Annotated in this window: 20 protein-coding genes; 8 read left to right on the top strand and 12 right to left on the bottom strand. The window is 63.3% G+C overall.

What is annotated here, in order from left to right:
* Positions 1 to 113: 113 nt before the first annotated feature.
* The gene (locus OO306_RS04470) at positions 114 to 1,601 is read right to left on the bottom strand and encodes an aldehyde dehydrogenase family protein (protein ID WP_265967866.1); all 1,488 of its coding nucleotides are present in this window, start codon (positions 1,599 to 1,601) and stop codon (positions 114 to 116) included.
* A gap of 277 nt (positions 1,602 to 1,878) precedes the next feature.
* Between OO306_RS04470 and OO306_RS04465 the strand changes: the two genes are divergently transcribed.
* From OO306_RS04465 to feaR, 3 genes are all read left to right on the top strand, one after another.
* Positions 1,879 to 3,375: an APC family permease gene (locus OO306_RS04465; RefSeq protein WP_027596117.1), complete on the top strand. Its 1,497-nt coding sequence runs from the start codon at positions 1,879 to 1,881 to the stop codon at positions 3,373 to 3,375.
* Positions 3,356 to 3,940, top strand: a complete 585-nt coding sequence (locus tag OO306_RS04460; RefSeq protein WP_265967865.1) for a DUF3156 family protein — start codon at positions 3,356 to 3,358, stop codon at positions 3,938 to 3,940. Before OO306_RS04465 ends, OO306_RS04460 begins: the two co-directional genes overlap by 20 nt.
* A 114-nt stretch (positions 3,941 to 4,054) precedes the next feature.
* Positions 4,055 to 4,996: a transcriptional regulator FeaR gene (gene feaR, locus OO306_RS04455; RefSeq protein WP_027596119.1), complete on the top strand. Its 942-nt coding sequence runs from the start codon at positions 4,055 to 4,057 to the stop codon at positions 4,994 to 4,996.
* Between the two features lie 142 nt (positions 4,997 to 5,138).
* Here the strand turns inward: feaR and OO306_RS04450 are convergent, their stop codons facing one another.
* Both OO306_RS04450 and OO306_RS04445 read right to left on the bottom strand, forming a co-directional pair.
* Positions 5,139 to 5,504 carry a cupin domain-containing protein gene (locus OO306_RS04450; protein WP_027596120.1) on the bottom strand — a complete coding sequence of 122 codons (366 nt, stop codon included), beginning with the start codon at positions 5,502 to 5,504 and terminating at the stop codon, positions 5,139 to 5,141.
* 30 nt (positions 5,505 to 5,534) lie between these two features.
* Positions 5,535 to 6,833, bottom strand: coding sequence for an FAD-binding oxidoreductase (locus OO306_RS04445; protein WP_265967864.1), 1,299 nt, complete (start codon positions 6,831 to 6,833; stop codon positions 5,535 to 5,537).
* 240 nt (positions 6,834 to 7,073) lie between these two features.
* Here OO306_RS04445 and hpaR (OO306_RS04440) point away from each other — a divergent pair, with 240 nt between their 5' ends.
* The 3 genes from hpaR (OO306_RS04440) (at position 7,074) to OO306_RS04430 (ending at position 9,883) form a co-directional block, all read left to right on the top strand.
* Entirely contained in the window at positions 7,074 to 7,496 is a 423-nt protein-coding gene (gene hpaR, locus OO306_RS04440) for a homoprotocatechuate degradation operon regulator HpaR (protein WP_085273095.1), read from the top strand.
* Positions 7,497 to 7,699: 203 nt separating this feature from the next.
* The gene (locus OO306_RS04435) at positions 7,700 to 8,869 is read left to right on the top strand and encodes a p-hydroxyphenylacetate 3-hydroxylase oxygenase component (RefSeq protein ID WP_027596123.1); all 1,170 of its coding nucleotides are present in this window, start codon (positions 7,700 to 7,702) and stop codon (positions 8,867 to 8,869) included.
* Between the two features lie 75 nt (positions 8,870 to 8,944).
* Positions 8,945 to 9,883, top strand: a complete 939-nt coding sequence (locus tag OO306_RS04430) for a p-hydroxyphenylacetate 3-hydroxylase reductase component (protein WP_027596124.1) — start codon at positions 8,945 to 8,947, stop codon at positions 9,881 to 9,883.
* A 117-nt stretch (positions 9,884 to 10,000) separates the two neighbouring features.
* On the opposite strand, the gene hpaI is transcribed toward OO306_RS04430, so the two are convergent.
* The 8 genes from hpaI to OO306_RS04390 all read right to left on the bottom strand — a co-directional run bounded on the left by hpaI (position 10,001) and on the right by OO306_RS04390 (position 17,420).
* Positions 10,001 to 10,804, bottom strand: a complete 804-nt coding sequence (gene hpaI / locus OO306_RS04425; RefSeq protein ID WP_027596125.1) for a 4-hydroxy-2-oxoheptanedioate aldolase — start codon at positions 10,802 to 10,804, stop codon at positions 10,001 to 10,003.
* Positions 10,805 to 10,814: 10 nt separating this feature from the next.
* Positions 10,815 to 11,618 carry a 2-oxo-hept-4-ene-1,7-dioate hydratase gene (gene hpaH, locus OO306_RS04420; protein WP_027596126.1) on the bottom strand — a complete coding sequence of 268 codons (804 nt, stop codon included), beginning with the start codon at positions 11,616 to 11,618 and terminating at the stop codon, positions 10,815 to 10,817.
* Between the two features lie 17 nt (positions 11,619 to 11,635).
* Positions 11,636 to 12,943, bottom strand: a complete 1,308-nt coding sequence (locus tag OO306_RS04415; protein WP_027596127.1) for an MFS transporter — start codon at positions 12,941 to 12,943, stop codon at positions 11,636 to 11,638.
* 51 nt (positions 12,944 to 12,994) lie between these two features.
* Entirely contained in the window at positions 12,995 to 13,405 is a 411-nt protein-coding gene (locus tag OO306_RS04410) for a 5-carboxymethyl-2-hydroxymuconate isomerase (protein ID WP_265967863.1), read from the bottom strand.
* A 59-nt stretch (positions 13,406 to 13,464) separates the two neighbouring features.
* On the bottom strand, positions 13,465 to 14,388 hold the full coding sequence (gene hpaD / locus OO306_RS04405; RefSeq protein WP_265967862.1) for a 3,4-dihydroxyphenylacetate 2,3-dioxygenase: 924 nt from the start codon (positions 14,386 to 14,388) through the stop codon (positions 13,465 to 13,467).
* A gap of 130 nt (positions 14,389 to 14,518) precedes the next feature.
* The gene (hpaE, locus tag OO306_RS04400; RefSeq protein WP_265967926.1) at positions 14,519 to 15,979 is read right to left on the bottom strand and encodes a 5-carboxymethyl-2-hydroxymuconate semialdehyde dehydrogenase; all 1,461 of its coding nucleotides are present in this window, start codon (positions 15,977 to 15,979) and stop codon (positions 14,519 to 14,521) included.
* A 5-nt stretch (positions 15,980 to 15,984) separates the two neighbouring features.
* Entirely contained in the window at positions 15,985 to 16,749 is a 765-nt protein-coding gene (locus OO306_RS04395; protein ID WP_027596131.1) for a fumarylacetoacetate hydrolase family protein, read from the bottom strand.
* A gap of 11 nt (positions 16,750 to 16,760) precedes the next feature.
* A complete protein-coding gene (locus tag OO306_RS04390) occupies positions 16,761 to 17,420 on the bottom strand; it encodes a fumarylacetoacetate hydrolase family protein (RefSeq protein WP_265967861.1) in 660 nt (219 codons plus the stop codon).
* Positions 17,421 to 17,592: 172 nt separating this feature from the next.
* On the opposite strand from OO306_RS04390, the gene hpaA reads away from it, so the two are divergent.
* Positions 17,593 to 18,498, top strand: coding sequence for a 4-hydroxyphenylacetate catabolism regulatory protein HpaA (hpaA, locus tag OO306_RS04385; RefSeq protein WP_027596133.1), 906 nt, complete (start codon positions 17,593 to 17,595; stop codon positions 18,496 to 18,498).
* Positions 18,499 to 18,673: 175 nt separating this feature from the next.
* Complete coding sequence (gene hpaR / locus OO306_RS04380) at positions 18,674 to 19,096, top strand: homoprotocatechuate degradation operon regulator HpaR (protein ID WP_265967860.1); 423 nt, start codon at positions 18,674 to 18,676, stop codon at positions 19,094 to 19,096.
* A gap of 57 nt (positions 19,097 to 19,153) precedes the next feature.
* On the opposite strand, the gene OO306_RS04375 is transcribed toward hpaR (OO306_RS04380), so the two are convergent.
* Positions 19,154 to 20,242, bottom strand: coding sequence for an asparaginase (locus tag OO306_RS04375; protein WP_027596135.1), 1,089 nt, complete (start codon positions 20,240 to 20,242; stop codon positions 19,154 to 19,156).
* Between the last annotated feature and the right edge of the window lie 165 nt (positions 20,243 to 20,407).

The raw sequence follows: 20,407 nt of genomic DNA, 5'->3' as shown, positions 1-20,407 counted from the left end.
CGCCGTCGCGGTTGGCTGCGACGGCCTATTAGTGCGTGGATGGCTGGGTGGGGTCTTGTTCGTGGCTGCCAAGGCGCTTGCCCGCCTTGGCCAGGTGCATGCAGCAGGGCGCTTCAGTAACGGATCATCACCGACTTGAGCTCGGTGAAGTCATCGATGAACGCCGAGCCGAACTCGCGGCCGATGCCGGAGGCCTTGATACCGCCGAAAGGCACGGCGGGGTCGAGCAGGGTGTGCATGTTGACCCACAGCGTACCGGCCTGGATTTGCGGGACCATCCGCATGGCTTTGCCCAGGTCGTTGGTCCACAGGCTGGCGCTGAGGCCGTAGGGCGTTGCGTTCATCAGGTGCAACAGTTCGTCTTCGTCGTCGTACGGCAAGAAGGTCGCCACCGGGCCGAAGGTTTCCTGGTTGAGCAGGGTGTCGCTGGCGCCCTTGGCGAGAATCACCGTCGGCTCGACAAAGCAGCCTGGGCCATCGCCAATGTGCCCACCATGAATGATCTGGCTGCCTTCGGCGCGTGCGGTGGCGAACAATTCGGCCAGCTTCTGCTGGTGTGGCTTGTTGGCTACCGGGCCGAACTGGGTCGACTCATCCAGCGGCGAACCGACCTTCAGCTGGCCCAGGCGTTGGCACAGTGCGTCAAGCAGTGGGTCGATGCGCGAGCGGTGGACGAAGAAGCGCTCACCGGCGGCGCAGATCTGCCCGGAATGCAGAAAGCCAGCTTCAATGATGCCGTCGACGGCTTTGTCGAGCGCTACATCGGGCAGGAACGCTACCGAGTTCTTGCCGCCCAGTTCCAGTGTCGCACGGGTCAGCTTGGCGCCCATGGCGGCTTGGCCGACGGCGATGCCGGTGGGCACGGAGCCGGTGAACGAGACCTTGTCGGTACCGGGGTGCTCGACCAGCGCCTTGCCCACCAGGCCGCCGCCGGTCAGCACGTTGAGGGCGCCTGGCGGTAGGCCGGCCTCGCTGGCCAGTTCGGCGATGCGCAGCAGCGTCAGGGGCGTGAACTCGCTGGGTTTGAGAATGATGCTGCAGCCGGTGGTCAGCGCCGAGGCCAGCTTCCAGATGGCGATCATGGTGGCGAAGTTCCACGGCACGATGCCCACCACCACGCCGATCGGTTCGCGCAGGGTGAAGGCGCTGTAGCGCTCACCGGCGAACGAGGGCAGGGACGGGGTGATGGTTTGGCCGGTGATCTTGGTGGCCCAGCCTGCGTAGTAGCGCAAGAAATGCGCGGCCTGCTCTACCTCGAACGCGCGCGCGATGCCGATCAGCTTGCCCGACTGCAAGGTCTCTAGCTGGGCCAATTCTTCGCGGTTGGCTTCCAGTAGGTCGGCCAGCTTGAACAGCACGCCGGCGCGGGCGGCCGGGCTGGTGCGCGACCAGGTGCTGAAGCCTTGGCGCGCCGAGCTCACGGCATGGTCAATGTCGGCCTGGTTGGCATCGGCGATGCGCGCGAGGGTTTCGCCATTGGCCGGGTTGACCACGGCAAGGGTCGAGGAAGATTGGCTGGCGATGGAGTGGCCGTGAATGAACACGCCATGTTGGCGGGCCAAGAATGCCGTGACCGCGGGAAGAAGGGTAATGTCGCTCATGCTGGCTCCTGAGGCAGAGGAACGCGGCCTGACCGGCCGCCAAAGCGTCGAGCATAGTGAACGGGCCCGGTGCTGATCTTGCATCTCCCTGACGGCGGCATGACGCTGCCTGCCAGGCATGCAGGTGCTGGCAGGCAGCAACAAGGGCCACGGCAGCCATGGGCAAGACGCCCCGCCGGCTGCGGCGCACAGTGATGACGCAGGGAGGCAAACAACAGCCGTGCGTGCAGGTTCACTTGCCGCGTTCAACGCCACAAAAACAAGCCGGGGCATAACGATGTCACTCAACAATAAGCTCACCGAGCATCTCAACCGGGGCAGTGTCGGTTTTCCTACGGCGCTGGCCAGCACCGTCGGGCTGATCATGGCCAGCCCGGTGATCCTCACCGCGACCATGGGGTTTGGCATTGGCGGCAGTGCCTTCGCCTTGGCCATGGTCATCGCGGCATTGATGATGCTGGCGCAGTCGACCACCTTTGCCGAAGCGGCCTCGATCTTGCCAACCACAGGGTCGGTCTACGACTACATCAACTGCGGCATGGGCCGCTTCTTCGCCATCACCGGCACGTTGTCGGCCTACCTGATCGTGCACGTGTTCGCCGGTACTGCCGAAACCATCCTGTCTGGGGTCATGGCGCTGGTGAACTTCGAGCACCTCAACACCCTGGCTGAGTCGGCGGGCGGTTCGTGGCTGCTGGGTGTCTGCTTCGTGTTGGCGTTCGCCGTGCTCAATGCCTTTGGGGTCAGTGCGTTCAGCCGGGCCGAAGTGATCCTCACCTTCGGCATGTGGACCACGCTGATGGTGTTCGGCGTGCTGGGCCTGATCGCCGCACCGGCGGTGGAGCTGGAAGGGCCGTTCGGGGCGTCGCTGGTCGGCACCGACCTGATGACCATCCTCTCGCTGATCGGCATGGCCATGTTCATGTTCGTCGGCTGTGAGTTTGTCACGCCGCTGGCGCCGGAGCTGCGCCGTTCGGCCTGGGTGTTGCCGCGGGCCATGGCCTTGGGCCTGTTTGGCGTGGCCAGCTGCATGTTCATCTATGGCGCAGCCATGAAGCGCCAGGTGGAAAACGTCGTGCTCGATGCTGCCAGCGGCGTGCACTTGCTCGACACGCCCATGGCTATCCCGCGTTTCGCTGAACAGGTGATGGGCGATATCGGCCCGGTGTGGCTGGGTATCGGCTTTTTGTTTGCCGGCGCCGCCACCATCAACACCTTGATGGCCGGGGTGCCTCGCATCCTGTACGGCATGGCGGTGGACGGCGCGCTGCCCAAGGCTTTCGCCTACCTTCACCCGCGGTTCAAGACGCCCTTGCTGTGCATTCTTGTGGTTGCCCTGATCCCTTGCCTGCACGCCTGGTACCTGGGCGGCAACCCGGACAACATCCTGCACCTGGTGCTGGCGGCAGTGTGTGCCTGGAGCACGGCATACCTGCTGGTGACGCTGTCGGTGGTGATCCTGCGCATCCGCCGGCCCGACCTGCCACGGGCCTACCGCTCGCCACTGTTCCCGCTGCCGCAGATCATTTCCAGTGGCGGTATCGTCATTGGCATGGCGTTCATCACCCCACCAGGCATGAACCCGGCCGACATCTATGTGCCGTTCGCCATCATGCTGGCCGGCACCGCCACCTATGCGCTGTTCTGGACGCTGTGCGTGCAGAAGGTCAACCCGTTCAAGCCGGCGCGGGTCGAGGATGTGCTGGAAAAAGAATTTGCGGCAGAGCCGGGCCATGCAGTGGAGCACCTGCACCATGATCAGACGTTTGCGTGATCGCCTGCTGGCGCCGCGTGCCCCGGCCGGCTACCGGCCCGGGGCCACGCTGGGGCTGCTGTCGCGTAACCTGGGGCAGGTGCACATGCAGTTGCTTGAACCCGCCCGCGGGGTGATCGACAACCCGGCGCTGGGCTGGCGTGCCGAGGTACGTGAGTGTGTCGAGGCGCACTTGCTGATGCATGTGGTCACCTGCGAATTCTGCCTGTGCCTGCCTGCCCTGCAAGGGGGCGGGGTAATGCTCGAAATGCGTCATGCGGGTGCAATCCGTCGTACCGGCCTGGCGTGCGTGTACCGCAGCGGCGACAAGGCGCGTTTCACCCAGGTACGTGAGCAACTGCTGAACAATGCGCAACTGACCGCCGCCCTGATGCCGCTGGATTTCAAGCGCCTGACCCTGGAATGCCGCGATGGCCACTGGTGGCTGACCTTGGAACACATGGGCGGCAGCGAAGTGGTCAACCGCATGCCAGCGTTTCGTCGCTACATTCAGATCAGCCCGCCGCAACGCGCGCACCTGATGGCCTGCCTCGGCCTGTTCGGGCAATCGCTACCCCGTCTCTAAGCCTTTTTTGGCACGTGCCTTGCTCAAGCTTCAGACGAGAGATCACAGTTGTGCGGTCATTGATAACATGTTAACAATGGCTGCATAACAACAAATTCTGCGTCGAGGGCATCCATGCACACTCAACAACCCAACCGTCAGGGTCTGGAACGCTGGACCACGGACATGCAGCAGATCTGCGGCCGTTTCGAGACCGAGCTGGCCTCCAACCCGGCGTTGTTCATCGGCGAAGTGTCGACGTTTTCCCGTGCGGGGTTACCACTGGCCAATCTGCGCACCAATGCCGGCAACATCCGCCGCCTGGGCGAAAACCCGACCCTCGACGACGACCAGCATTGCTTTCTGGTCAGCCAGCGCATGGGCTACTCGACGGTGGCGCAGGGCGGCATGCAGGTCAGCCTGGCGCCGGGCGAGTTGCTGCTGATGGACTCTGTCGGGCGTTGCGAGATCACCCCCAGCGGGCTGATCGAGCATGTTTCGCTGGCCCTTTCCCGCGAGCAGGTGCGCAAGCATGTGCAAGGCAGCGGTGCGATGTTCGGCAAGATTTCCTCATCCAATGCCTGCGGGCGCATGCTGCATGTTTTGATGGACCAACTGTGCAAGGACGACCATGCCAGTGGCGATGGTGCGCAAGGCGATGCGTTGCAGACGGCATTCATTGCATTGCTGGAGCCCGGTTTCGAGCGCAATGGCGACTCACCGCACACCCTTGGCCCGCTCAGTGGGGCCAACCTGCGTAGCTATGTGCAGCAGGTGATCGACGAATCCCTGTCACAGCCCGGGCTGACACCGGCCAACCTGGCCGGCCGGCTGAACATTTCGGTTCGGCATTTGTACCGCCTGTTCGAGGAGGAGGGTGACAGCGTCTGCCGCTACATCCAGCGTGCGCGCCTGAAGCGCAGCGCGGACGACCTGGCCAACCCGTTCTTCAAGCGCGAGTCGATCACCTCGATCGCCTACAAGTGGGGCTTTACCGACTCGGCGCATTTCAGCCGCTCGTTCAAAAAGCAGTTCGAGCAATCGCCCAAGGACTTCCGCGCCCAGGCCATGGCCTGACACGCGCTCCAGCGACCCAGGTAGGAGCAGCCTTGTGCTGCGAAGAGGCCGGTGACAGCAGTGAAGATTCACTGTGTTTTCACCGGCCTCTTCGCAGCACAAGGCTGCTCCTACCCAGGTCGTGTCAATCCGGGGGCAAGCCTCAGGCCACTGCCAGGTAATGCTTGACGAACGATTCGCTCAGCACCTCCCACAGCACCGGCGTACCTTTGCTGACGAACCAGGCATCACCGGCCTTGAAGCGGGTGACTTGCCCCGTGGATTCATCGGTCAGCTGGATTTCGCCGGTGACGATCACCGCCTGCTCGTCGAACGGGTAGACCATGCGGAACTTGCCACGCGTGGTGCCGAAGTAGGCGCTGCTGACCGGGTCAGTCGGCGCGCCGTGGGTCATCTTGCCGAAGGCGTTGACGTCGCCTTCGAGAATCTCCGAGCCCAAGTCAGCAACGCTGCCCCACGGGTCGAGTTCGGACAGTTGGACGCCTTGTTTGGCGGCGGTGAGGGTCATGGCAGTGCTCCAGTGATGAGAGGGAAAGGTTCAACGGCGGCCGTTGAAATAGCCCGACAGCTGGTGCGCGGCCTTGCCGGCGGTGAGCAGCAGCGGGCGGAAATGGTCCTTGCCGAGGATTCGCGCATGCTTGACCGAGCTGAGCAGGCCATAGCGTGCGGACCCTTCGTGCATGCCTTCGGCGAGGATCTTGCAAATGATGTGGCTAGGCGTCACGCCAAAGCCTGAATAGCCCTGCACATAGAACGCATTGGGGCGGTTGCTCAGCGTGCCGATCTGCGGGAACAGGTTGGCGCTGGTGGCCATCGGGCCGCCCCAGGCCAGGTCGATGCGCACGTCCTTGAGGTACGGAAAGATCTTCAGCATCAGTGCACGGTTCCACGCCTTGAGGTCCAGCGGGATATGTTCGATGCAGGATGTGGCAGCGCCGAACAGCAGGCGGTTCTCGCGGGTGACCCGGTAGTAGTCGATCACCGGGCGGATATCGCTGTAGGCACCGCGGATCGGGCTGATGCGGTCGATCAGCGCCTCCGGCAGCGGCTCGGTCATCATCTGAAAGGCGTAGGTGTTGATGGTGCGGCTGTGCAGTTCGGGCTCCAGCTTGTTGAGGAAGCTGTCGCAGGCCCACAGCAGCTTGCTGGCGCGCACCGATCCGCGCCCGGTACGCACTTTGATGCGCTCACCGTAGGTCACTTCCAGTGCCGGGCTGTGCTCGAAAATGCGTGCACCGTGGCCGACCAGGGCCTGGGCTTCGCCGAGCAGCAGGTTGAGCGAATGCACGTGGCCACCGCCCATGTGCAGCAGGGCGCTGCTGTAGGCGTCGCTGCCGATGATCTGCCGCACTTCCGAGCCGCCCAGAAAACGGATCTCGTCACGTGCGTTGATAGCCTTGAATTGCTTTTCCCAGGCGCGCAGGGTCTTTTCCTGGCGGCTGTTGAAGCCCATGTAGCCATAGCCGTGGCAGAAGTCGGCGTCGATGTCGTAGCGGGCGATACGTGCCTTGATGATGCCGGCGCCCAGTTCGCTGATCGCGAAGATCTCCTGCAGGCCCTTGTCGCCGACACTGCGCCGGATCTTCTCAAGGTCATGGCCGATGCCCGCCATGATCTGCCCGCCGTTGCGCCCGGTGCCGCCGTAACCCAGGTAGCGCGCTTCGAGCACGACGATGTTGGTCACGCCTTTTTCCGCCAGCTCCAGCGCGGTGTTGATGCCGGAAAAGCCGCCCCCGATGACCACGACATCGGCGTCGATGTCACGTTCCAGCGTGGGGAAGTTCAGGTTGTACTTTTTGGTCGCGGAGTAATAGGTCGGGCTCTCGAGGGTGATCATGACGCCGCCTGCTGAATAGAAGTGTGATAGGGCCGTTTGGCAAGCGCTCTGGCACATGAGGCCATTGAGCGCCTGACCACCGGCGGGTGTCTTGTCCTTGCCTGCCAGCGAGTGTAACCAGCCTGCCAGTGCCACTGGCAGCGGTTGAACAGGGCTGCCAGCGGCTGATTGGTTAATGTATTAATGAGCCCGTGCTGGCATACTGGCCTGCTCGCCACTTTCCATGATGCTCGGGCACGCATGACCACACCAAGACCCTCTCTGACCCTTACCCTGTTGCAGGCTCGCGAAGCCACGATGGCGTTCTTTCGGCCGGCATTGAATGCCCATGACCTGACCGAACAGCAGTGGCGGGTGATTCGTATCCTGCACCAGCAAGGCGAGCTGGAAAGCCATCAGCTTGCCGAGCTTGCCTGCATCCTCAAGCCCAGCATGAGCGGTGTGCTCAAGCGGCTCGAGCGCGATGGGGTCGTCGCCCGGCGCAAGTCGCCAGAAGATCAGCGCCGGGTGTTCATCAGCCTGACCGACAAGGGGCAGCAGGCGTTCATGGCCATGAGCGAGGAAATGGCCCGCAACTATGAACGGATCCTCAGCCAGTTCGGCGAAGACAAACTGCAGCAACTGATGCAGCTGCTCAACGAAATGAAAAAGATCAAACCGTGACCCGCCAGAGCCCACCGCACCTCGGTTGATCAACACCATGGAAAGTGCAATTTTCCCGCCGTAACGTGCATTTCGAGGCGCACTCGCACCTCACATACTGAACGCGTCTTTACCGACTTGCCGGCTGTGCCACAGCACCGTAACGCCTGCGCCACAGGGCGTGCGCAGCCGCAGCTGACTCTCCAATAATAAAGAGACCGTTCATGAAAAAGCCAAATCCCCTACTGGAAGACCTCAAGTCGATCCTGCCGACAATTGCTGCGAATGCGGTGCGTGCAGAGCAAGATCGCAGTGTCCCGGCAGAGAATATCGCGCTGCTCAAGAGCATCGGCATGCACCGTGCCTTTTTGCCTAAACACTATGGCGGCATGGAGATCTCGCTGCCGCAGTTTGCCCAGTGCATCGCCTTGCTGGCAGGCGCCTGCGCCAGCACCGCGTGGGCCATGAGCCTGCTGTGCACCCACAGCCATCAGATGGCGATGTTCTCGCCCACGCTGCAGCAGGAAGTCTGGCAAACCAACCCGGATGCCACGGCCAGCAGCAGCATCGCGCCCTTTGGCCGTACCGAGGAAGTCGAAGGCGGCGTGACCTTCAGCGGCGAAATGGGCTGGAGTTCCGGCTGTGACCATGCCGAGTGGGCGATCATGGGGTTCCGCCGCAAGAATGCCGAAGGTACGCAGGACTACTGCTTTGCCGTTCTGCCGCGCAGCGACTACGAAATCCGTGATGACTGGTATGCCGTGGGCATGCGCGGCAGCGGCAGCAAGACCTTGATCGTGCGTGATGCCTTCGTGCCGGAGCACCGCATCCAGAAGGCCAAGGACATGATGGAAGGCAAGTCGGCAGGCTTTGGTCTGTACCCAGACAGCAAGATCTTCTTCGCCCCGTACCGCCCGTATTTCGCCAGTGGTTTTTCCACCGTCAGCCTCGGTGTCGCCGAGCGCATGCTGGAGGTGTTCCGCGAGAAAACCCGCAACCGCGTACGTGCCTACACCGGCGCCGCAGTGGGGGCTGCAACCCCTGCGCTGATGCGCCTGGCCGAGTCCACCCATCAAGTGGCCGCCGCCCGTGCCCTGCTGGAAAAAAGCTGGGATGAAATCGCCGAGTACAGCGAGCGCCACGAATACCCCACACGCGCCACGCTGGCGTTCTGGCGGACCAACCAGGGTTATGCCGTGAAGATGTGTATCCAGGCGGTAGACCGGCTGATGGAAGCGTCCGGCGGCGGCGCCTGGTTTGAAAGCAACGAGATGCAGCGGCTGTTCCGTGATGCGCACCTGACCGGTGCCCACGCCTACACCGACTATGACGTATGCGCGCAGATCCTCGGCCGCGAACTGATGGGCCTGGAGCCTGATCCGGCGATGGTCTGACCCGCGCGCGGGTCAATTCCCCTTACAACCACAACAACAAACAGGGCGGGCCCTTGGCCTGCCCGGGAGTCTTGCATGTCCACTGAAAACACCACGGCCTTCGATAGCCGAGCCTTCCGCCGCGCGCTGGGCAACTTCGCCACCGGCGTCACCGTAGTCACCGCCGCTGGCGCCAGCGGGCGTAAGGTTGGCGTCACCGCCAACAGCTTCAACTCGGTCTCGCTGGAGCCTGCGTTGATCCTGTGGAGCATCGACAAACGTTCTACCAGCCATGAAGTATTCGAAGAAGCGTCGCACTTCGCCGTGAACATTCTGGCGGCGGACCAGATCGAGCTGTCCAACAACTTCGCGCGGCCCAAGGACGATCGGTTCGCAGGCATCGATTACCAGCAAGGGGCGGGTGGCGCACCGCTGTTGGCTGACTGCTCGGCGCGCTTCCAGTGTGAGAAGTTTCAGCAATTGGACGGCGGCGACCACTGGATTCTGGTGGGCAAGGTGGTGGCGTTCGATGACTTCGGCCGCTCGCCGTTGCTGTACCACCAAGGCGCCTATTCGATGGTGCTGCCCCACACGCGCATGACCCAGCGTGCAGAGGGCCAGGCGCCGAGCAGCCACTTCCAGGGCCGCCTGCAGCACAACCTGTACTACCTGATGACCCAGGCGTTGCGTGCCTACCAGGGTGATTACCAGCCACGTCAACTGAGCACCGGGTTGCGTACCAGTGAGGCGCGCATGTTGATGGTGCTGGAGAACGATGCCGGGCTCAGCCTCAACGACCTGCAGCGCGAAGTGGCGATGCCTGCGCGTGAGATCGAGGAAGCGGTTGCCAACCTCAAGCGCAAGGGCCTGATTGCTGACGATGAGGGGCGGGTGCGGCTTTCGGTGAAAGGTGTGGATGAGACCGAGGCGCTGTGGACCATTGCCAGGGAGCAGCAGGACAAGGTGTTTGGGCAGTTCAGTGAAGAGCAGTTGGATACCTTCAAGACGGTGTTGAAGGCGATCATTCAGATGTGAGCTGTTGATAACCAGGGGCCGCTTTGCGGCCCATCGCCCCAGGGATCAAGCGGTCCCTGTAGGAGCGAGCTTGCTCGCGAAAGGGCTGCAAAGCATGCAAAGCAGCCCCATTGCTGTTCAGTAAACCCCGCCCCCGTCACTCACCGACGCCGACGTACCTTTGAACTTCCCCGCCAGATCCTGCAGCCCACGCATCAGCACCGTGGTATCCACCCCCACCGCCACAAACGCCGCGCCCAAGGCGATGTAGCGCCGCGCCAGCGTCTCGTCCGCACTGAGAATACCCGCCGCTTTGCCTGCCTTGCCGATGCGCACGATCGCGTCCTCGATGGCTGCCTGCACCTCAGGGTGCCCAGGGTTGCCGCGGTGGCCCATGGCGGCGCTCAGGTCGGCCGGGCCGATGAACACGCCATCGACGCCCTCGACCGCAACGATCTCATCCAGGTTGGCCAGCCCTTGTTTGTTCTCGATCTGCACCAGCAAGCACATCTGCGCGTCGGCTTGGTCGAGGTAACCCGGGATGCTGTTCCAGCGCGACGCTCGCGCCAGAGCGCTGCCCACGCCGCGTATACCCTTGGGCGGGTACTGCATGGCCTGCACCAGCTGGCGTGCTTGGGCGGCGGTTTCCACCATGGGTACCAGCAGGGTCTGCGCGCCGATATCCAGAACTTGCTTGATCAACGCTGTGTCACCAATGACCGGGCGAATTACCGCCTGGCTCGGGTAGGGCGCCACCGCCTGCAACTGCGCGAGCATGCCGCGCAGGTCGTTCGGCGCGTGCTCGCCGTCAATCAGCAACCAGTCGAAGCCGGCATTGGCCGCCAGCTCCGCGCAGTATGCATCGGCCAGGCCGAGCCACAGGCCAATCTGCGGCTCGCCACTGCGCAGGCGTTGTTTGAAGCGGTTGACGGGCATGTCCATGGGCAAGTCCTCAAACGAAACGGCAGGCAATCGAGCCGAGCAGGTCATAGTCGACGTGGAAGGTGTCGCCAGGCCGTGCGGCTACTGGGCGAGTGAAGGAGCCACCGAGGATGATCTGGCCCGGCTGCAGGGTGACGTCGTACGCGGCCAGCTTGTTGGCCAGCCACGCGACACCCTTGGCCGGGTGGTTGAGCACCGCGGCGCTGACCCCGGACTCTTCGATCACACCGTTGCGGTAAAGCACGGCCGGCACCTTGCGCAGGTCGATCTCGGTGGGGCGTACTGCGCGCCCGCCCATGACGACGCCGGCGTTGGCGGCGTTGTCGGAAATGGTGTCGAACACTTTGCGCGTGGCCTGGGTCTGCGGGTCGACCTGTTGAATGCGCGCGTCGATGATTTCCAGCGCCGGGATGACCCACTCGGTGGCGTCCAACACGTCGAACACCGTCACATTCGGGCCCTTGAGCGGCTTGCCGAGAATGAAGGCCAGCTCGACCTCGACGCGCGGCACGATGAAACGCTCAAACGGAATGTCGCTGCCTTCATCGAACAGCATGTCGTCCAGCAGCGCGCCGTAGTCAGGCTCGGTAATGTTCGACGAGACCTGCATGGCGCGTGAGGTCAGGCCGATCTTGTGGCCGACCAGCTTGCGCCCGGCGGCGAGCTTCTTGGCCACCCAGGCACGCTGGATGGCGTAGGCATCTTCGATAGTGATGGCAGGCTGGTCGAGCGAGAACTGGCGCACCTGTTCGCGCGAGCGCTCGGCCTGGTCGAGCCGCTCGGCGGCCTGTTGGATGAATGCGTTATCGAGCATGGTTGAAGTCTCAAGGTTCAAGGGTTGACGATGGCGGCGCGGGTACGCAGCACCAGCAGGCCGCCGAGGGTGATGAACGCAGCCAGCACATACAGCGCGAGGCTGGCGCTTTGCGTGGTGTCGCGGACCCAGCCGATGAAATAGGGCGTGGCAAACGAGGCGATGCTGCCCAGCGAGCTGATCAGGGCGATGCCGGCAGCCTGGGTGCGGTCATTGAGAAACGCCGTAGGCAGTTGCCAGAACATCGGCAGGGCGGCGCTCGCCCCCATGCCTGCCAGCACCAGGCCGGCCAATACGGGCAGTGCCTGGTTGGGCGCGAGGGCAGCGATCGCGATACCGGCCGCGGCCATCAGCAGGGGGATGGACAGGTGCCAACGGCGCTCGCGGTGGCGGTCGGACGAGCGTCCGCAGGCCAGCATGAACACGCAGCCGGCCAGGTACGGCACGGCGCTGAGCAGGCCGACACTGGCGTCGCTGCCGATGCCGGCGGTGTGGATCAGGCTGGGCATCCAGAACGCCAGCGTGTTCACCGCCAGCATGACTGCGCAGTACACCGCCACCAGCAGCCATACGGCAGGGCTGGCGAGGATGCCGGCGAACGAGGTGACCGGCTTGCGCTGTTCTTCCTGGCCGAACTGGGCGCGCAGGGCGGCTTTTTGCTGCGCGTCGAGCCAGGCCACCTGCTCGAAACGCTCGGGCAGGACCGCCAGTACCACCAGGCCGAGCAGGATCACCGGGGCGCCTTCGATCAGGAACATCCACTGCCAGCCACGCAGGCCCGCAGCGTCATGCATGAACGCCAGAATGCTGCCCGACAGCGGCCCGCCGACCACGCCTGCCAGCGGCACGGCAATGGCGAACAATGCCGTGACCTGGGCACGGCGGCCCGCGGGGTACCAGCGGTTGAGGTACACCAGAATGCCTGGGAAAAACCCGGCTTCCGCCGCGCCAAGGGCAAACCGCAGCAGGTAGAACGCGCTGCTGCTCTCGATCAGCAGCATGCAGGTCGACAGTGTGCCCCACACCACCATCAGGCTGGCGATCCAGCGGCGCGGGCCGACGCGGTCGAGCATCAGGTTGCTGGGTACGCCAAACAACGCATAGGCGATGAAAAACAGCCCGGCACCCAGCCCGTAGACCGTGTCGGACAGGTGCAGGTCCTGGCTCATCTGCATCTTGGCGAAGCCGATGTTGATGCGGTCCAGGTGGGCGAACAGGTAACACACCAGCAGCAACGGCATCAGCCGCCAGGTGACGGCCCGGTGTGTACTGTCCATGAGTGTGGCTTGCGCCGTACTGCGCGAAGCGTGCTCGAGTGTGCTCATATTTGTTGTACTTGTTGTGTGATGAGACGGTGAAAGGTGTCGGCCGTTGGCTCAGGCCGGTTTGTTGAACAGCGGGTGCAGGGTGCTGTGCTTGGCGTCGTAGACCTGCGCGTTGCTCTCGTCGATCTGCAGGGTGATGCCGATGGGGCGTTGCTGGAGCAGCGCGTCCAGGCGCTGTTTGAGCACGTGCAACAGGCTGTCGCCGACCGCTTTGTGAACCTCCGCGGAGCGGCCGTTGGCCATCCGCAGGTTGGCGTACAAAAAGCCATAGTCGCCGTTGCCATCCGCCACTGCGCAGTGCGCGGCGGGGTAGGCCAGCACGCGGGTACCGCCGGTGGGGAATACGGCCTTGCCGGCGGCATCGCGCTGTTCGAGCATGGTGTTGGCCAGGGCACGGCACAGGCCCGGGATGTCGGCGTCTGTTTCCAGGTCGGGGGTGTAGAGCAGAACCAGGTGTGGCATGAAGGGCATCCTCTTGGCAGAAACGCCTGGCCGCCCGGCAGAGCGGCCAGGCAGCGTAACTACAGGCGGCTGGTGGACACCACCGCGGCCGGGTTGGCGGCCTGCGCGGCGGGGATGGCAGCACCATCCTGCGGGGTGACCGGGAAGATCGCGTTGATCTGGCCGGTGCCCGACGAGCCGAAGTAGGGCGTTACCACGTCGGCCTTGCCGTCGTACTTCGACCAGCCCAGGGCACCGAGCAGCATCGCGGTGTCATGCATGAACCCTTCACCGTGGCCCTTGGCGGCGTATTCGGGGAGCATGCCGCAGAAGTCTTCCCATTCAGCGTTCTCCCACATCTTCACCACGCGGTGGTCCAGGGTTTCGAGGAACGGGCTCCACACCTTGGTGGCGAAATCCGGCGCCTGGCCGTTCTGCGCAAAGCGGTGTGACAGCGAGCCACTGGCCAGGAACGCCACGGTGCCGTCGTAGTGCTCTTCCACGGCCTTGCGCATGGCCCAGCCGAGGCGGGCGCTGTCGGCCAGGTAGTGGGAGGTGCACAGCGCCGAGACCGAAACCACCTTGAAGTGCTGGTCTTGGTTCATGTAGCGCATCGGCACCAGGGTGCCGTACTCAGGGCCCAGGGTGGTGGCGTGGTGGGCCATGGTCTCGACGTTGAAGCGGTTGCATTCGGCTGCCAGCAGTTGGCCGAGTGCAGTGTTGCCCGGGAACTCGTATTCCATGTTGCTGATGAAGTGCGGCAGTTCGTTGCTGGTGTAGACGCCCTTGAAATGCGGGCCGCAGAGCACGTGGTAGTTGGCATTGACCAACCAGTGGGTGTCGAACACGACAATCGTGTCGACCCCGAGCTCACGGCAGCGTCGGCTGATCTCGTAGTGCCCGTCGATGGCGGCTTGCCGAAAGCCCTGACGCGGGCCAGGCAGCTCGGACAGGTACATGGACGGTACATGGGTAATCTTGGCAGCGAGAGCGAGTTTGCCCATGGAAATCTCCGGTAAGAGGATGTTGTTAGGGTGTAGAAGCCTGTGGGAGCGGGCCTGCCCGCGAACACGGGCGCAGCCCGTGCCATGCACCGTGGGCTCCCACAGGGTTACCCGCTTGATCGAGACGGTTTTATACACCCCAGCGCGGGATGTGGTGGCTGCCCATGGAAATGCACACGTTCTTGATCTCGGCGAACACTTCGAAGCTGTATTGCCCACCTTCACGCCCGGTGCCTGAGCCTTTCACGCCGCCGAACGGCTGGCGCAGGTCGCGCACGTTCTGGCTGTTGATGAAGACCATGCCAGCTTCGATGCCACGCGCCAGGCGGTGCGCCTTGCCGATGTCCTGGGTCCAGATGTACGAGGCCAGGCCGTATTCGGTGTCGTTGGCCAGTTGCAGTGCTTCGGCCTCGTCCTTGAACGGGATCAGGCACACCACTGGGCCGAAGATTTCTTCCTGGGCGATGCGCATGCTGTTGTTCACGTCGGCGAACACGGTGGGCTGGATGAACTGCCCCTTGGCCAAGTGCGCCGGTAGGTTGGCCGGGCGCTCCAGGCCGCCGGCAACCAGGCGTGCGCCTTCTTCGATGCCGATGCGGATATACCCGGTGACCTTGTCATAGTGCTGCTGGGTGATCATCGAGCCTACTTGCGTTTTCGGGTCGGTCGGGTCACCCACGATCAGGCGCTGGGCGCGGGCGGCGAACTCGGCGACGAACTGCGGGTAAACGCTTTCCTGGATGAAAATGCGGCTGCCGGCCGTGCAGCGCTCGCCATTGAGCGAGAAGATGGTGAACAGCGCTGCATCCAGGGCGCGTTCCAGGTCGGCGTCTTCGAAGATCACCACCGGCGACTTGCCACCCAGCTCCATCGAGTATTTTTTAAGGCCGGCGGTCTGCATGATCTTCTTGCCGGTGGCGGTGCCGCCGGTAAAGGAAATCGCACGCACATCGGGGTGACGCACCAGCGCATCGCCGGCGGTGGCGCCGTAGCCCTGGATCACGTTGAGCACGCCGTTGGGGATGCCGGCCTCAACGGCCAGGCGGCCGAGTTCGTTGGCAGTCAGCGGCGACAATTCGCTCATTTTCAAGACGGCGGTGTTGCCCAGGGCCAGGCACGGCGCAGTCTTCCAGGTGGCCGTCATGAACGGCACGTTCCAGGGGCTTACCAGGCCGCACACACCCACCGGCTGGTACAGGGTGTAGTTGAGCATCTGGTCGTCGACCGGGTAGGTGTGGCCATCCATGCGGGTGCACACTTCGGCGAAGAAGTCGAAGTTGTGCGAGGCACGCGGGATCAGCACGTTCTTGGTCTGGTGGATCGGCAGGCCGGTATCGAGGGTTTCCAGCTCGGCCAGTTTCGGCACGTTCTGGTCGATCAGTTCGCCCAGCTTGCGCATCAGACGGGCACGTTCCTTGGCTGGGGTGTTGGCCCATTTCGGGAAGGCTTCCTTGGCCGCCGCAACCGCCTGCGCGACCTCTTCGGCACCGCCGCTGGCGACTTCGCAAATCGCGTCACCGGTGGCTGGGTTGTAGTTGACGAAGGTGTCTTTACTCTCGACCTCACGGCCGTTGATCCAGTGCTTGATCATGCTGCTCATGCCTTGTTGTTCTTGAAGAAGTCAGCTTCGCTGACGATGCGGTTGACCAGGCGACCGACGCCTTCCACTTCCACCACCACTTCATCGCCTGGCACTACGTCGGCCAGGCCTTCTGGGGTGCCGGTGGCGATCATGTCGCCCGGTTGCAGGGTCATGAAGCTGGAGAAATATTCGATCAGGTAAGGGATGTCGAAAATCATGTCCGAGGTGCTGCCTTCCTGTTTCAGCTCACCGTTGATCCAGGTGCGCAGCTTCAGGTTGGACGGGTCTGGCACGTCGGCCGCATCGACGATCCACGGGCCGACCGGGGTGGTGGCGTCGCGGTTTTTCACCCGCAGGTTGGGGCGGTAGTAGTTTTCCAGGTAGTCGCGGATGGCGTAGTCGTTGCACACGGTGTAGCCGGCCAGGTACTGCAGGGCGTCTTCGCGCTTGACGTTACGTGCCTGCTTGCCGATCACCGCCACCAGCTCGCACTCGTAGTGCATGTAGGCGACGTTGTCCGGGCGCCAGGTGACCTGCTTGTGGCCGGTGTAGGTGCCCGGCGACTTGATGAACGCCAGCGGCTCGGTGGGCGGCGTGAAGGCGAGTTCCGCGGCGTGGTCGGCGTAGTTCAGGCCCAGGGCGAACATGCTGCCGGTGGCCGGTGGCAGCCAGGTCACCTGGTCTTCATGCACCAGGCGGCCGTCGGCCAGGCGCAGGTGGTCGTCTTCGACGGTGACGTTATGGACCTGGCCGTCGAACTGGATACGGGCGTGTTTCACAGGAGCAATCCTCATTCGGCGACGATGTGGTTGGTGAGCGTGCCCAGGCCATCGATCTCGACATCGACGCGGTCGCCTGGCTGCACATCGACGCGCCCCTCGGGGGTGCCGGTAATGAGGATGTCGCCCGCATGCAGGGTCATGAATTCGCTGATCTCGGCGATCAGCTGGGCAACCGTGCGCACGCAGTTGGCGGTGGTGTTCTGCTGGCGCACTTCACCGTTGACCCGCAGGCGCAGGCCCAGGGCGTCGGGGTTGGCCACCTGTGCTGCCGGTACCAGGGTGGGGCCGACCGGGCAGAAGCCATCGCGGCACTTGGCCTTGACCGCAGGGCGGTAGTAGCTGGTCTCAGGCAGGCTGACTTCGTTGACGATGGTGTAGCCCGCCACGTAGCCCAGCGCGTCTTCGGCGCTGACCCGGCTGGCGTCCTTGCCGATCACCACGCCCAGGGCAGGGCCCGGTTGCAGGCGCTCGACACCGGCCGGAAACACCAGGTTGCCTTCATGGTGGTTGCGGGTGTTGGGCGTCTTGACGAACAGCACCGGCTTGACGGGCGGTTGTGTGTAGGGCGCTTCGTGAAACGCCGCTTCGTGCTGCTGCAGCAGACCCTGGTAGTTCAGCGCAACGCCGAACAGGGTGCCGGTCGCAACGTCATGCAGGGCATGGCTCATGCTTTTCTCCAGGCGGTGCAGGGCGAGGGTCGTCCTGCCGAGATTGTTAATGTGTTAATGTTATAGTTAATATGTTAACGAAGGTCAAGGCTTCACTCAGTGGCATCTGCCAAGCAGCCGGGGCACCATGGGTGATCGTCAATACGGGCAAGCGCTTTGCGGGTAAGCAGTCATGAGTGATCGGCATCCCATTCCGAACATCAACATCGGCCAGGTCTATGACCAGCGCTACAGCGACAGCGAGGTGCACTACGACCGGCTGGGCAACCTTGCCGGGTTTTTCGGGCGCAACATGCCCGTGCACCGGCACGACCGGTTTTTCCAGGTGCATTACGTGAAGTCCGGTACGGTGCGGGTGTACCTGGATGATCAGCAGTACATCGAGGCCGGGCCGATGTTCTTCCTGACGCCGCCGACGGTGGCGCATGCCTTCGTCACCGAGCCAGACAGCGACGGTCATGTGCTGACGGTGCGTCAGCAACTGGTCTGGCAACTGATCGAAGCCGACGCCAGCCTGTTGCCAGCCGGGGTGCAGGTGCGGCCTGCCTGCGTTGCCCTGGCCAAGGTGCCGGCCGCGTACAAGGCCGAGGCGCGCAGGCTCGAACGCTGGCTGGAAGCGCTCAGCGACGAAGTTGCCACGCCTCATCCGGGGCGCGATGCGGCGCTGCAGTCGCTGACCCGGCTGATCATGATCAGCTTGCTGCGGCTGTGCCCCAACTCGCGCGAGGCCACGCCGGCCAGGCACGAAGACCTGAAAATCTTCCACCGCTTCAACGCACTGATCGAAGCGCATTACCTTGAGCACTGGCCCCTGGCGCGCTATGCGCAGCAGATCGGCGTGACCGAGGCGCGGCTGAACGATGTGTGCCGGCGCATCGCCGACTTGCCGTCCAAGCGCCTGGTGCTTGAACGCGTGATGCAGGAAGCCAAGCGCCTGCTGTTGTTCTCCGGCAGCACGGCAAACGAAATCTGCTACCAGCTGGGCTTCAAGGACCCGGCCTATTTCAGCCGGTTCTTTAACCGTTACGCCAAGCTCACGCCCGGCGAATACCGCCAGCGGCAAGCGGAGTTGTTGTGAGAGGGCCATGGCGTACCGCCCGGATCGCGTCGTTGTTGTTTGATCCGGATGGTCGCAGCTTGGCGGGCGGCCTTGAATGGGTTTTCCATGGAAGAGCTTGCACTTTCCAGGCGTCTTGTCCCTTTTTGCCTATGCCCCTAATCTTGCCAGTCGTACCCCAAACACAGGCGCCCACATGACCAAGACGCAACCCTCGCTGACATTGAGCCTGCTGCAGGCCCGGGAAGCCGCAATGGCATTTTTCAGACCGTTGCTGAACGAACACGACCTGACCGAGCAACAGTGGCGAGTCATTCGTATTCTTAGCCAGCAAGGTGAGTTGGAGAGCTACCAGCTCGCCCACCTGGCGTGCATCCTCAAACCGAGCATGACCGGGGTGTTGAGCCGTTTGGAGCGCGATGGCCTGGTGCGCCGGCAGAAGGCCGCGCAGGACGCGCGGCGCGTGTTCGTGACCCTCACCGAACGCGGCGAGGCCTGTTTCGAGTCGATGCGCGAGGGCATGGAGGCCAACTACCGCAAGATCCAGGCGCAGTTCGGCGAAGACAAGTTGGCGCAACTGATGGGGTTGTTGAACGAGCTCAAACGCATCGAGCCGTAGGCCGGGCTGCGGGGGAGGGCCGGTGCAACCCGTGCACCGGCCTTGGCATCACAGCACTCAGTATTCCCAGAAAATCCGCTGCAGCTCTTTGCTGTCCTGGGTCTTGGTCATTGCGACCATGGCCAGGATGCGGGCTTTTTGTGGGTTCAGGTCATGGGCCACGACCCAATCGTTCTTGTCGTCCGGCTGCTCGGCGTTACGCAGCACGAAACCGCCTTGGTTGACGTGGGACGAACGGATGATCTGCACGCCGTTCTTGCGCAGTTCTTGCAGCGCCGGGACTACCCGCGACGACACCGAGCCATTGCCGGTACCGGCATGGATGATCGCCTTGGCGCCATTCTGCGCCAGTGCCTTGTAGGCGGTGTCGGTCACGTTGCCGTAGCCGTAGGCGATGTCCACGGCCGGCAGGCTGCTGATCTGCTTGATGTCGAATTCCGAATTGACCGTATGGCGCTTGGCCGGCAGGCGGAACCAGTAGGATTTACCTTCAACGACCATGCCCATTGGGCCCCAGGCGCTCTTGAACGCTTCGGTCTTGATGTTGACCGACTTGCTGACATCGCGGCCAGACTGGATCTCATCGTTCATGGTCACCAGCACGCCCTTGCCACGCGACTGCTTGTCGCTGGCCACGGCCACGGCGTTGTACAGGTTGAGCATGCCGTCTGCCGACATGGCGGTGCCAGGGCGCATCGAGCCGACCACCACGATTGGCTTGTCGGTTTTTTCCACCAGGTTAAGGAAGAAGGCGGTCTCTTCCAGGGTGTCGGTGCCGTGGGTGATGACGATGCCGTCGACGTCGTTGCTGTCGGCCAATTCGGCGACGCGCTTGCCCAGTTTCAGCAGGTCTTCGTTGGTGATGCTCTCGGAGGCGATCTGCATCACCTGTTCACCGCGCACGTTGGCCAGGTCGGCCAGCTCGGGCACACCGGCGATGAGCTTGTCGACGCCCAGTTTGGCCGCTTGGTAGGTGGCGCTGTTGGCCGCGCTGGCGCCCGCACCGGCAATGGTGCCGCCGGTGGCGAGGATGACCACGTTGGCCAGCTTCTGTTGGGTTTCGGCTTCTTTGGCGGAAACGGCGGTCGGCAGGATCAGCAGCAACGCGAGTGCGCTGGGGGCGAAGGATTTAAGTGCAGCATTCATAGTTATTGTTCTCTCTCTTCCTATTGAGGCGATTGCTGTATCGCACAAGAAACAACGCATATTCCGTACCAGCAGAGATGCGGGTTGTGTAGGAGCGGCCTTGCGTCGCGAAAGGGCTGCGCAGCGGCCCCAGCAATCTATGGGGTTTGCTGAAATCTTGGGGCT

Origin of the sequence: Pseudomonas sp. DCB_AW (assembly GCF_026240895.1) — a bacterium.
In the GTDB taxonomy this organism is placed as follows: domain Bacteria; phylum Pseudomonadota; class Gammaproteobacteria; order Pseudomonadales; family Pseudomonadaceae; genus Aquipseudomonas; species Aquipseudomonas kermanshahensis.
This window is presented reverse-complemented; position numbering and strand designations above follow the sequence as displayed.